General features: G+C 37.2%; 11 protein-coding genes. 2 read left to right on the forward strand and 9 right to left on the reverse strand.

All coding sequences use genetic code 11. From position 1 onward, the window contains the following. Window positions 1–66: 66 nt before the first annotated feature. From NYE65_RS07145 to NYE65_RS07165, 5 genes are all read right to left on the reverse strand, one after another. On the reverse strand, window positions 67–1,362 hold the full coding sequence (locus tag NYE65_RS07145; RefSeq protein ID WP_340860206.1) for a hypothetical protein: 1,296 nt from the start codon (window positions 1,360–1,362) through the stop codon (window positions 67–69). Window positions 1,363–1,584: 222 nt separating this feature from the next. Then, the gene (gene argH, locus NYE65_RS07150; protein WP_063575232.1) at window positions 1,585–2,904 is read right to left on the reverse strand and encodes an argininosuccinate lyase; all 1,320 of its coding nucleotides are present in this window, start codon (window positions 2,902–2,904) and stop codon (window positions 1,585–1,587) included. A 33-nt stretch (window positions 2,905–2,937) separates the two neighbouring features. After that, window positions 2,938–4,509 (reverse strand): APC family permease, encoded by a 1,572-nt coding sequence (locus NYE65_RS07155; protein WP_063575231.1) that lies wholly within the window; start codon window positions 4,507–4,509, stop codon window positions 2,938–2,940. Between the two features lie 888 nt (window positions 4,510–5,397). Continuing rightward, a complete protein-coding gene (locus tag NYE65_RS07160) occupies window positions 5,398–6,222 on the reverse strand; it encodes a class I SAM-dependent methyltransferase (RefSeq protein ID WP_340860209.1) in 825 nt (274 codons plus the stop codon). 540 nt (window positions 6,223–6,762) lie between these two features. Next, the gene (locus NYE65_RS07165) at window positions 6,763–7,470 is read right to left on the reverse strand and encodes a DNA alkylation repair protein (RefSeq protein WP_340860210.1); all 708 of its coding nucleotides are present in this window, start codon (window positions 7,468–7,470) and stop codon (window positions 6,763–6,765) included. A gap of 444 nt (window positions 7,471–7,914) precedes the next feature. Between NYE65_RS07165 and NYE65_RS07170 the strand changes: the two genes are divergently transcribed. Continuing rightward, a complete protein-coding gene (locus NYE65_RS07170) occupies window positions 7,915–8,532 on the forward strand; it encodes a cell wall hydrolase (RefSeq protein ID WP_340860211.1) in 618 nt (205 codons plus the stop codon). A gap of 434 nt (window positions 8,533–8,966) precedes the next feature. On the opposite strand, the gene NYE65_RS07175 is transcribed toward NYE65_RS07170, so the two are convergent. From NYE65_RS07175 to NYE65_RS07190, 4 genes are all read right to left on the reverse strand, one after another. After that, window positions 8,967–9,185, reverse strand: a complete 219-nt coding sequence (locus NYE65_RS07175) for a hypothetical protein (protein WP_054399731.1) — start codon at window positions 9,183–9,185, stop codon at window positions 8,967–8,969. Window positions 9,186–9,638: 453 nt separating this feature from the next. Beyond that, window positions 9,639–10,043 carry a YbaN family protein gene (locus NYE65_RS07180; protein ID WP_048687144.1) on the reverse strand — a complete coding sequence of 135 codons (405 nt, stop codon included), beginning with the start codon at window positions 10,041–10,043 and terminating at the stop codon, window positions 9,639–9,641. 181 nt (window positions 10,044–10,224) lie between these two features. After that, window positions 10,225–10,869, reverse strand: a complete 645-nt coding sequence (locus NYE65_RS07185; protein WP_340860216.1) for an MBL fold metallo-hydrolase — start codon at window positions 10,867–10,869, stop codon at window positions 10,225–10,227. Window positions 10,870–11,091: 222 nt separating this feature from the next. Next, the gene (locus NYE65_RS07190) at window positions 11,092–11,637 is read right to left on the reverse strand and encodes a TetR/AcrR family transcriptional regulator (protein WP_134784139.1); all 546 of its coding nucleotides are present in this window, start codon (window positions 11,635–11,637) and stop codon (window positions 11,092–11,094) included. 235 nt (window positions 11,638–11,872) lie between these two features. Here NYE65_RS07190 and NYE65_RS07195 point away from each other — a divergent pair, with 235 nt between their 5' ends. Next, window positions 11,873–12,958, forward strand: coding sequence for an alpha/beta hydrolase (locus NYE65_RS07195; protein WP_340862100.1), 1,086 nt, complete (start codon window positions 11,873–11,875; stop codon window positions 12,956–12,958). Window position 12,959 lies beyond the last annotated feature (1 nt).

Consider the following 12,959-nt stretch of genomic DNA (forward strand, 5'->3'; position numbering starts at 1 on the left):
TTTTAAGATCTAGTTTAATATTGCCAGCAGGGATAAAGGCTGAAAGTCTACACCCGAAAATGGGTCTTATTTTAAACGATAAATTTTACTCGGTCTTCCTCGAGAAGAATAAGATTCCTCACCAATGATTTCTGCTAAGTTAACTTCACATAAACTTACTACAATACGCCGTGCATTGCTTTCATCCCAATAGAGATGTGTTGTTAAATCTTTTATTGTAAAATCTTTCAATTTCATTCTGTTGACTAAAGCATACAATTTATTATAATTTTTCACACTTATTTTAGCCTTTTTTAGTTTTTCCATAAAATTCTTGTCATCTATCCGGTAAGAAAAACGTAATTCTTCCTCTTCACCTGCAGACTCAATCATTGTTCCGTCCTCTTGTACAATGACGATGCCCTTGTCTGACTTTTCTTTTGAAAGTTGGATGGCACGTTGAGCGTTTATTTCTGCTGAGTGAAGTGTTTGCCCATATCCAATACCTACAGTTACAGTAGCATTGGATTCATTTGACAACAGAAAGACAGTATCTTTTAAATCTTTTATTTTGGATTCGATTGTACCCCGTGTACTAAAGATAAAGTAGCGGCCGTTTCCCTTCTCAACTAATGACCCCTCCAATTGTTCGCAAAATTTAAGAAGAGTTTCTTTTAATTTTATCTCTAAAAATTGCAGATGATACGAGCTTTTAGCTTTCTCAAATATTTTATCAAAATGTTCAATTTCAATAATTTGAACACCAATTTGGGTATCTCTAAAGTAAAAAGTTCTCGATTTTTCTGCAAGAATTCTTAATGATTGGCGAATTTCCATATCAGTTGTAGATATTCGATAGGTTGGTACACCTGCTTCTTTTAAATTTAGATATACAGCCTCGAAACAAGTTAGTGCACCTTCCGTTTTTCCGGCTTTCCATAAATCAAGATGGAATGCGATTAATTCTTCCGTGCTTGAATCGATATTGAAGTTTTTTATATACATTTCTTTTGGAGTAATATCAATTTGTTTTAACGCCTGCTCTAAATGGGTTGTAGTTATTTCGTCTATACTTACTTTACTCAAAAACTCCTTTTGAAAATATCCCATATGCAAAAGACTTTTATAGATGCCTGATTCAGTATGATCAATATATAATAGGTTTTCCCCTATTCCCACAGTATTTTTTGCAACCATATATGAAATTTGGCCTGAAAAAAACCAGACATCCACATTTTTGTTGAATTCCAAAACTATTTTTTCAGTTTCTCTGAAATCATCATATGGGTAGGCTTTAAATTCCATGATCGACTCATATTCTTTACCTAAATTAATAATGCGCTCAACTGATGAATTAGGACCAACTACCCCAATTTTATACATATTTTTCTCCTTAGTTCAAAAACTTAATTACTTTAATCTTATCTTTAAAATGGAGGAAATTAAAGTTTAATCCTTCTTCTATTGGAAAAACATTTATCACAAAACATTGTATCTCTTGATTTAAAGGGGAGTTTGATTATGTTTTTTTAAAAATATAAAGAGCTATTAGCATAGATCGTACTTCTCTTCTATGCTATAGCTCTTCAATTGGAGAAAATTAGATTATTTTAATAAATTCACCTTAATGCCTTTATTTAATATATTTTGATAATCAATAAAGTCATATAAGTCCCCTTCAATTAATGGATTTAAGCTCTTCAATTCTTCCGGAGTCAACTCTTCTATTGATTTATTATGATCTTCACAATAAATGACAATAGAACCAACAATACTGTGGGCATCTCTGAACGCAACCCCTTTGCTGACTAAATAATCAGCGACTTCTGTTGCATTGAGAAAGCCATATTTTACAGCATTTTTCATATTTTCAGTATTCACCTTCATGGTAGAAATCATATTAGACATAATTTCCAGACAAGACAAAACTGTATCCAATGCATCAAAAAACGGTTCTTTATCTTCCTGCATATCTTTATTATAAGCCAATGGTAACCCTTTCATCGTCGTTAAAAGCGAAGTAAGAGAACCATATACTCGTCCTGTTTTCCCCCTTATAAGCTCTGCTGCATCAGGATTTTTCTTTTGAGGCATAATACTACTACCTGTAGAATATGCATCATCAATACTAATAAATTTAAACTCTTGACTACTCCATAAAATCAGTTCTTCACTTAATCTGCTTAAATGCATCATGATGATCGAAAAACTAGACATTAATTCTAAAAGGTAATCTCTATCACTAACACCATCAAGGAAATTGTTTACAGGTTTTGAAAAACCCAACTCCGCCGCTGTCATTTCTCGGTCTATATTATGAGTCGTCCCTGCCAATGCTCCACACCCCAGTGGACTTTCGTTCATAATTTCAATTGCATTAAGAACTCTTTTTCTGTCCCTATCAAGCATATTAAAGTAGGCCATTAAATGGTGCTTAAGAGTTACTACTTGAGCTCGCTGTAGATGGGTGTATCCTGGCATAATCACATTGTTTGCTTTTGCCTTTTCTTCCAGGTTATTTTGAAGCTCTTCAATATACTCGATCACTTCTAATGCCTTATTTTTTGCGTAAAGCCTGATATCTAAAGCAACTTGATCATTTCGGCTTCTTGCTGTATGGAGTTTTTTTGCTGTTTCACCTATTCGTTCTGTTAGTTTTGTTTCAACAAAACTATGAATATCTTCAAAATCGCCTTCGATCTCTAATGTTCCGCTCTCGATATCTTCCAATATAGAAAGAAGAGACTTTATAATGCTTTCTCCTTCTTCCTTGGTAAGCAATTCACATTTCACAAGCATATTCACATGTGCAATACTCCCTTTAATATCTTCAGAATAAAGTCTCATATCAACATGAAGAGAACTATTAAAATCTTCCATTAATTTATTTTCTTCTTTTCTAAAACGTCCACCCCAAAGCTTCATAACCATTTCTCCTTTTGTAAAATGAAATTGATTTTAAATATCTGTGTTATCCATATCTTGCAATTCTTGGACGTTCCCCTTTTTTCGCATGTACCAAACACCGTTATAAACAGCAAAATAGTAAAAAACGAATCCTATTATTGCCACGATGTAAGACATAAATGGCTCTGGAATAATACCCTTACCACCAAAATTTCCGATTGATGATATCCCAACGAGCATCAGAATATAAATAACAAGATAGATCCCACCTAGAATTTCTACCGATTTATGTTTATTGATAAAATGAGTAATCAAATATCCAACAATTCCAATTGCCAATCCCCAAATTGCAAGTTGAACCCTACTCCAATTTGTCCAATAAATAAGTAGAGTGGCAAATATAAAGGCTAAAGGAGCAATAAAATTCATACCTGGGATACCGTTGTCTTTTGTCAAACCAACCTTACGAAACACCATTACTGTGACACATGCTGAAGCGTATTTGAAAATACCAATTGCTCCAACAATTGCAACTATCGCAGTCCAACTCTTTAAAGGAAACAAGAAAAGCAACCCGATTAGGAAATTAAGAGTAAGTGCACGTGTTGGAACTCCAAATCTTTTATTAATGGTTCCAAAATAAGAAGGAAGGAATCCACTCTTCGCCATTCCAAAAACATGTCTTGAAGTTCCTGCTGTATAAGCAAGTGCTGATCCAGTTGGGGAAATCATTGCGTCCGCTGTAATGGTCCAAGAAAGCCAAACCATATTCGCCATCAGTGCTAAATTAGCAAATGGAGAGTCAAATTTAATTCCACTCCAACCATTAGCTAGCATTTCGGGCGGTACGGCTCCTATAAAAACGATTTGAAGTAAAACATATAAAATTGCTGAGACTGACAGCGATGTGATAAGAGCAAGTGGAATATTCCGTCTTGGGTTTACCACCTCGCCACTCATCATTACCACATTTCCGAATCCTGTATAGGCAAAAAATATACCACTAGTTAAGATTGCGCTTAATCCTGCCCCATAGCCATTAGGGGCAAACCCATGACTTGTATAATTCTCTTCATGAAAACCTGTCATAAAAAAAGCAATGATGGTTAGGACAGGGACTATAAATTTAATCGTGGTGATAATGGTATTCGTGACCGCAAATAATTTCACGCCAAAATAGTTCACCACAACAAAAAATACCATTAAAACAGTCGATGCTAGAATTCCTGTTGTCGTTAGTTGCTCCTTAGATATATCATATAGGCCTGGCCAAAACTCGTTAGCGTATTGAATAACTCCCGATGATTCAACGGGTGCAGTGGCGCAGTAGCCAAGCCAAATCGAATAACTAGTCACTGTAGCAAGCAATTTTCCATGGGAATAAAGGGGATAACGACCTAAACCACCTGTTTCTGGTCTGACCCTTGCTAATTCAGCATAAACAAGAGCTATAAGAGTAATGACGAATGCAGCAATAATCCAAGACATAATAGCGGCTGGTCCAGCCATTTTTGCCGTATTCCATGGTCCAAAAAGCCAGCTTGATCCAATAATTCCTCCAAGAGATAATGCAGTAAGTGACCAAAAGCCCATTTTCTTTTTCAAATATCGTTCTTGATTCATGAAATTCCCTCTCTCTTAATGGGGTATATTATTATTCGCCAACATAGATAGCTTAGTACTGTACCTAAAATAATTAACTCCTTTCAAATTTTTACGTTCATTTTGAGAAGCTAAATTTACCTAATGGATACAAAATCCATAAAACAGCTAGGACACTTTAGCTTAACCCACATAGATTAGCTCAATTGCAAATCTATTTTAAGGTAATAAAAAAGTATTTACCTTAAAATAGATTTTATTTGAATTGTTTCCATTTTGCAATATCATTTTTTGAAAATTCACAATACAACTCTCTAAAAGAGCTTTTTCACTGAGTAAGGGGTGCATAACCCGCTTCATGTGGCCCACAAGCATAGGAAGAGGATAAGAGAGGGTGTTTCTTTTATTTCCTTGCCTTGGAGCAGGGCTAAAGTCTGAAGCTGGACAACAGAAAGGAGCACCTGAAAAAATATGGTGATTGCAATTTCGGATGAAAAACTGCTGGCCTGTCCCTTTCGGTTAGGAGAAATTTGCTTTATAAATTTGCTTAGAGTATTTTTCCTCGTAATGCTGCTACCTCATGCCCATCAAGCTAAGATATCAAGTGGACCAAACGAAACCATAAACCATTCCGAAAAAAGTTGAGCTAATTCACTAGAAACTACTTTCTTCGGAGGGTTACACGACCATTCCCCCAAGTAACTAAAACATCACTCTCAAAAAGCATTGAGAGACCCACATGCCTAATAGAAATCACCCCTCCTATGTCTTCCAGAGTTGGTGCTCCTACATTTCTACGTTCAACCTTTCATAAGGTGGATGTCGGTCATGATGCCCCGTTAGTTTAGTAAGCAAAAAAAAGCAACCCATTAGGCTGCCCTGGATCTTGAATTCATTTGAGTACAATTATTATTTTGCACAAACAACGAAGCTATTTAATGAATTCCCCTTACCATCCGAAGTGTTCATCAGTTCATAATAACCAGTTATTAACGTTTGTATCATGTTAGGGACTTTAATAAATTCTGCACGGATACTATTGGCATAATCTTTTTCCCATTGACCGTCCTGTAAAAATGTTGCATCGACTGTAAGTTGTTTTACCACTTCAAAATTGGCATGCTGAAGCAGCTGGAGTATTTGAGTTTTATGATATAAGTTTTGGATATTTCCTTCACTCTTTACGAAGTTTGAATGCAGTGCAAGAATGGAAACTGCACAAAAGTGGGGACGTTGAGAAAGGCAGGTGAGGTCGAGGTCCCATTCTGCAAAACATAATTGTTTTGCCAATCCGCGAATCTTTTTAAAGTATTTCAATAAATCCTCTGGTTGCTTGAAATACCATGAACAATGGGATAATACAGCTACATCAAATGGGATGGGTGATTCAAAAAAATCAAAATCCATTTCAAAATGGAAGTCAATCCATTCTCCTAATGAAGATTTCTTTATTCGTTCTGTTGCTTGATCCAATGTTAACGGTGCTCCGTAATCGGGACTGGCAATATCTATTGCGACAACAGATCCGCTTTCCCCTACTGCATCTGCTATTGCATCGGTTGTATCCCCTTGACCACAACCTATTTCCAATACACGCATTCCTTTTTGGATCCCAAATGCCGCTACTAATTCCAAACGGTGCTGCAACTGCACTTGTTGTATCAAATCATCTTCAAATAATTGATATTCCGCTAAAAAGGATCTTGTTTTTTCGTTTAGTTGAAATGACTTCAAGTATCATTCACCCCACATTTAACGTGTATTGGTTCATCAACAAAGAAAAAGGCTGCCTAAGCAACTCCCAGACTGTAGACAAACTCGATGAAGAACAAGGTCGTCTCAATTTTTATTTAGGTTTATAAAACCTAGAACGTCGATTGGAACGTAGGGCACTCGCTTTCCGCGGGCGGTCCGGGAGCCTCCTCGGCGCTTTTGCACCTGTGGGGTCTCCCCATGCGCGCTATTCCCGCAGGAGTCTCGCACACCCGCTCCAATCAACTTTGTTTTGAAATTTAGATAAAACCCCTTTTGTCTACAAACTCAGACCCGAAGCAACTCCCTTATTGAAAAAAAACACACGTTAGTTGATGAAGGATATTTTGATGTAACCATTAAAATCATCGTGAAGAATATACTTATTATCCTCTAAGGATAAAGAATATACTGAACAGCCAATTTCTAATTCTTTATATTCAACACCATAATCAATGTTTAAATAATAGTGCTTTACACATTGATTTTCCTGGATTACACTTCCATTTTGCAAAACCAATTTTAACATCTTACATGCTTGCGTTTAAAACCAAGCCTTCCTCTACCGATTTCTTTTTGAATACTTTCGTATGCATTTAGAAAACTGCTTTTTTTCTTGTCCCGTTTGACTTCTACGATCCCTATTGCCTTTGCGGTCTCGACTGCCTTTTCATGGAGCGGCAAATAGGAAATCCCCACGGTGTACAGAAAATTATTCATAGCGGATTTCGTTCGTTCTGGCGATTCGTGAATCGTATTCTTCACAAGGTCCAGCATATCGGAAATTTTGCTTTCTGAAAATTCAACGTCTTTTCGATTCCCTAAAAGCCAACAGTAGCAACTCCAGCCCGCTGACATTCTCAGCTCTTCACCGCTTGCAATCCATTTATCGGATACTTCTTGTGCAATATCTGACTCTGATAAAGTTACAGCCACTACATAATCGGACAGCATATAAAAATATGCAGCATCCATCCAACGATCATAATCAGACTCAGTCATGGCTTTTGGGTCTGCAATGATGCCTGCAAAGTACATGGCATCATAGTTGCCTGTCGAATAAAGCTCTTCAGCCAAATCCTGATTTATTTTTATTTTCCTTACAATTGGTTTCATGGCGCCTGTCGCCACGCCAAAAAGCGGCTCATGCGCACCATTGGATATGTACATTTTTTTAGTTCGTTCCTTGCCAAGGGCTTCAAGCTCCTGCATGACCATTTCTACATTCATCGTTAAGCACATCCTTCTATAGGGAGTTTCCCCCTAATATTTTGCCCATCAAATATATATCCCCATTATCCTATAACAGACTGCCATTTGTCAGCACCGTCTAAGTACATGTGTGTTACGCAGGGTTCCACTTGTAAACTTTATGACTCTCGATGTTTTGTTGAACTAACCTGCCTCGATAGTTCCATAAGGGGTCTTGTCGCATCCCCATCAAGTTAAAATTTCTTTACACCTCAAAACGAAAAACGCCATCTTCAGCAGCATATAGCTTAATTTTTCGTTTTGGGAGCTTGATGGCGATAGGCGGTACCCAATAAACACATGAATTTGTCTGAAAATTTCCTAAATTTTTGGTTTAAAATAGGAATAATGTAAGATAAATCTATTTTTCTTGTATGATAAAGTAGAATAGTAGGGAAATGAATCGAAGGGTGGTATTACTTGATGTTAAATGTAAAAAAAATGTCGTTTGTTATTTTTATTTGTTTCATGTTTTTTATACCCAATTCAATATTTGCTCAAGAAATTTTACACAATGGAAGTAAAGGACAAGCAGTTTATGACTTACAAGAAAATTTAAAGGAAATGGGTTACTTTAACAGGCAACCAACAGGGTATTATGGTTCAATTACTGATCAAGCAGTGAAACAACTTCAACTAGATTCTGGAATATTGCCAGATGGAGTTTTTGGAAACCAAACACAACAAAAATTAAATAGTATTGAAATGATGGCCAGGGTTGTTCATGGAGAAGCTCGAGGAGAAACTTATGAAGGAAAAGTAGCTGTCGCTGCAGTAATTTTGAACCGAATGTCAACGTCAGGTTTTCCTAAAAATACTTACGATGTTATTTTCCAGACAAATGCTTTTACAGCTGTACATGATGGGCAATATTATTTGACCCCAAATAGCCATTCTTATCGAGCTGTTATTGATGCATTACAAGGTTGGGATCCTACCCATGGTTCTGTTTATTATTATAATCCGTTGTCGGCAACAGATGAATGGATTTTCACAAGGGAAACAGTCATTAGAATAGGCAACCACTTATTTGCAAAGTAAAACTACTCTACATACATATTGAGGAATGATATTTATAGTTTCGAATTATTAATATCCCATTATCTATGTCGTGGAGTATAGTTGAAAGGTCGGGCAGTATTTGCCCGACCTTTTTGGCGGTACCCCAGAAGAAAAATTCTGCCTTAAAGACAGATCCGATCTTCAGCTAACGTACCCGTTAGCCATCCATGAATCGCAAAGAACCTATATTGATGATAGTACTATATAAGAAAAGCGAAACTTCTTCCAGAAACGCGCCCTATTCTGGAAGAAGTTTTTTATGTTAATTTCTCCTCTAACCTCAAACATCTTTTGGTTGCGTCATCTTCATCGTTTCACTGTTCCAGCCACTATATTTGTTGAACTATCTGCCCGTTTTGTTCCATAAGAACTGATCGACATAGCTCTTTATAGAAAATGCAAAGCAATGGGCTTTACATCCCCCCACTTATAGGGGCTTTTTCATGAGTACAGATCAGGTATTGTCGGAATACATCATTAAAATATCCTACATCAATAATTGCTTTTTCTCCTTTATAAGGGCATTGAATATGCGTCAGCTGAAGTGATTCATTTATGATGACCAAGTCTATTGCGTCTAATTCTTTTTTGCAGCACGAACATTTCACAGCTAGTAATTTTTCTTTTTCCATTAAAGAAGCCCCCTTTTATAAATAGGTATTCTTTATGTCTAGTTGCTAATCCTACCTGTTCACACAACCGTCAAAAATTCCTTTTTCCATTAAATATTCAGTTGGTTCATCATAGCTTGTTTAACTAACCTGCCGCGATATTCCCATAAGAAAAAGCTGCCTTAAAGGCGCTCTTACCTTCAACTAACGCACCCATTATTAGCAAAAAAACCACCATTCGGCGCTCTGGTTCTCAACTTATGTACCTGTTTGTTGAATAAACTTTTTAAAATCCATTACCCTGGAATAGCATTCTCATTAAAGCAAACGATATAACCCCTAAATATTTTTTCAGGATTCTCCTCCCTTCTTTACCAAATTTATATATATATGTATTTTTTTATTATTGAAATATCCTACTTCTTTAGAACCATGAGAAAAAGAGCTGCCGAAGCAACTCCGTAATATGATGGTTCAAAACGCTCTTTTTTCCGTACCGTTTCGATCAATTGTCTTAATTTTTTTAATGAAATAATAATGTTTGTAGAGGGCGAGTACGACCAATAAGATTTTCACCAATAGGATGTCCACATAAAATACAGAAATCACGATGAAGAAATCGGCAATTAAATTGATTCTTATTTTCTCTCTTCGGGTCATGCCTTTTTTTTGAAGGAATGCTTCAACGTATTTTTCATATAATGAGGTGCTCTTGAACCAGTTTTCAATCGACTTGGAGCTTTTAGCAAAGCAAAAGGCAGCAAATAAGTAAAACGGACCGCCTGGCAGAACTGGTAACACAGTCCCTGCGATACCAATCAAAAGAGATATGGCCCCAAGAAGAAAGAATAGGATACTTTTTACTTTTTTTATTGTCATCACCTTTTTATTTATATTCTATCTCCTTATAACGTAAAGAGGAAGCTTAATTGATTCAATTCATTGATTAGTATCTTTCCTTTTTGTACTTGACCTAACCTGCCCTTTCGTTATTAACAGGATCTCTTATCAATTCGCAACATTTTTTAGACATCGCAATCATACATCGCAGTCTTATATTTCATTCATAGAGCATGGTAACGACACCAGCATATTCTGGCAAATTTTCTTTGGAAATATCCAATGTCTTAACTTCGGTTGTTCGCTTTCCGGAAATCTGAAGAAACTTATCTACCTTTGAAAACATCAGGCCAACAACCGACAATGACTTTGTTCTATAATGCATGGGAATCGTAATAGTAGATTTCAATTGACGCATTACTTGAGTGGCTTCTAAGGCATTAATCGTGACTGTACCTCCTACAGGAATGATGAGAACATCCACTTTTCCAATTTCATTTACTTGTTCTTCTGATAATAGGTGCCCTAAATCTCCGCAGTGACAGATGGTCAGATCGTCCATTTGGAAACGATATAAAATATTGGGGCCTCTCTTCTCACCATTTACCTTGTCGTGAAATGTCTTAAATCCTCTAATTCTTACATCTTCGCGGATGTATTCCTTCGGCTCATTCACAAGCAAGTAATCACCTGTTGCGGCCTGAATTTTATTGTGATCGAAATGATTATGGGTAACGGCGACTATATCTGGTTCAACGCTTGGCATACGGTAACGGATGAAGCGATAATATGGATCAATAAGAATCCTGGTTCCTCTTTCGGATGTTAGTAAAAAGGCAGAATGTCCAAACCATTTTATTTTCATACTAAAATTCTCCTTACTATGCAATTGATTTAAAATCAAGCAACTTTTAAGGAACCTTGGACTACAGTTAAAAATATATTCCATTTATTATAATTCCACTATTCCTGTAATAGTCCTTCTACCCCCAATCTATCCCTTTTGTTCCATAAAAAAAAGAGATGCCTTAAAGACACCCCTTTTCTTACAGAGACAACTATCCCAGGTAAGTCTCTCATTAGCTAGTTATACAATCCTCTCTAACAAATCCCCCACTTTTTCTGCCATGACACGAGGTGGATAAGGCATTCCATTCTTTAACCACCATTCCACTACCCCTACGTATGCATTTGCAACAAATTGAACAATTACATCTTCATTTTGATCGGCATTTTTCCCTTTTGTTATGTCCACATCTTTCTTGAACTCTTCGATATTGAACTTAAGGAACTGACTGCGAAAATATGGAGCTCCTTCACTCGCTAACATCGTCGAAAAGAATAAATAATTGCTCTTAAAATATTCCATACAGTGTACAGTCGATTCTATATAATCCATTTCAGTCGCCGATTCACAAAAATTACTCATATTGTTTATATGTTCTTCCATGATTTTATCTAATAGATCAAATTTATCTAAGTAATGTAGATAGATGGTTCCTCGATTAACATTTGCTCTGTCTGCAATATGCTGAATGGTAATGTCATCAAAACTTTTTTCGGACATCAGTTCAATGAGAGCCTTTTTAATGGCTTCTTGACTTTTGGTTATTCTTCTGTCTACTTTCGGCATGGTTTGGTCACCAATCTTTCCTAAAAATAATCAACAATTTTTATTGATTTGTTGAGTAATCAACGAATTGCGTTCATTTAACCATTGAGAGCATCCTGTTTCTATTTAATAATTATAAACAGATGTTGATTAATCAATCAATGAGGATTTCCTTTTGAACGAGGGCAATGTACACCATGATAGTCACAAAAGAATTTTTTTCAAAACAAAAATAAGAAAGGGTGTTGTTTTAAAAATGAAGAAAAAAACGATTATCAGGCGTGTACTCACAATGATAGCACTGGGCTTACTTTTATCCATGACCATCATTGCATCCAAGACCTTCGTTGACGCTGCATATACGCCGGATATGTCCAATGGGGCAGACAATTTTTACAAAAGCAACAAGGTAACCATGAAGAAGGTTGAGTTTAAAAACCAATACAACATGAATGTCGCAGGGAACCTTTTTATACCTAAAGGTTTGAAGAAGAACACCAAAAATCCCGCGATCATTGTCGGGCATCCTATGGGCGCAGTAAAAGAACAAAGTGCGAATTTGTATGCCACTAAAATGGCTGAACGGGGATTTGTTACTTTGTCCTTGGATTTGTCTTTCTGGGGAGAGAGTGAGGGTCAGCCCCGCAACGCTGTTTCGCCGGATATCTATGCCGAGGATTTCAGTGCTGCGTTGGATTTCCTAGGCACCCGGCCATTTGTTGACAGAGATCGGATTGGTGTTCTCGGGGTTTGCGGCAGCGGGAGCTTTGCCATCAGCGCAGCCAAGATCGACCCGCGCATGAAAGCCATTGCGACAGTCAGTATGTACGACATGGGTGCCGCCAACCGTAACGGGCTTAAACACTCGCAGACTCTTGAGCAGAGAAAGAAGATTCTCGAAGAGGCAGCAGAGCAACGCTATGTGGAGTTCACAGGCGGTAAAACCAAATACACCAGTGGGACAGTACATGAACTGAATGAAAACTCAACGGCGATTGAACGTGAGTTTTATGACTTCTACCGCACTCCAAGAGGTGAATTCACTCCCAAGGGCACATCGCCGGAACGGACGACACACCCTACTCTGACCAGTAACGTCAAGTTCATGAACTTTTACCCATTCGAAGACATTGAGACCATTTCCCCTCGTCCGATGCTTTTCATCACGGGTGAAAACGCTCATTCCAGAGAGTTCAGCGAAGAAGCCTACAATTTGGCGGCCGAACCGAAAGAACTCTACATTGTTCCGGGCGCAGGTCATGTGGATCTGTACGACCGGGTGAATTTAATCCCCTTTGATAAGCTCGAGTCCTTCTTCAAAGAAAATCTGAAGAAGAAATAAG

The organism is Peribacillus sp. FSL R5-0717 (assembly GCF_038002945.1).
GTDB classification, from domain to species: domain Bacteria; phylum Bacillota; class Bacilli; order Bacillales; family DSM-1321; genus Peribacillus; species Peribacillus frigoritolerans.

Bases quoted from the DNA above. Each gene is read 5' to 3' on its own strand.
- NYE65_RS07145 (WP_340860206.1), bottom strand. From the start codon at position 1,362: ATGTATAAAATTGGGGTAGTTGGTCCTAATTCATCAGTTGAGCGCATT.
- argH (WP_063575232.1), bottom strand. From the start codon at position 2,904: ATGAAGCTTTGGGGTGGACGTTTTAGAAAAGAAGAAAATAAATTAATG.
- NYE65_RS07155 (WP_063575231.1), bottom strand. From the start codon at position 4,509: ATGAATCAAGAACGATATTTGAAAAAGAAAATGGGCTTTTGGTCACTT.
- NYE65_RS07165 (WP_340860210.1), bottom strand. From the start codon at position 7,470: ATGAATGTAGAAATGGTCATGCAGGAGCTTGAAGCCCTTGGCAAGGAA.
- NYE65_RS07170 (WP_340860211.1), top strand. From the start codon at position 7,915: ATGTTAAATGTAAAAAAAATGTCGTTTGTTATTTTTATTTGTTTCATG.
- NYE65_RS07175 (WP_054399731.1), bottom strand. From the start codon at position 9,185: ATGGAAAAAGAAAAATTACTAGCTGTGAAATGTTCGTGCTGCAAAAAA.
- NYE65_RS07180 (WP_048687144.1), bottom strand. From the start codon at position 10,043: ATGACAATAAAAAAAGTAAAAAGTATCCTATTCTTTCTTCTTGGGGCC.
- NYE65_RS07185 (WP_340860216.1), bottom strand. From the start codon at position 10,869: ATGAAAATAAAATGGTTTGGACATTCTGCCTTTTTACTAACATCCGAA.
- NYE65_RS07190 (WP_134784139.1), bottom strand. From the start codon at position 11,637: ATGCCGAAAGTAGACAGAAGAATAACCAAAAGTCAAGAAGCCATTAAA.
- NYE65_RS07195 (WP_340862100.1), top strand. From the start codon at position 11,873: ATGAAGAAAAAAACGATTATCAGGCGTGTACTCACAATGATAGCACTG.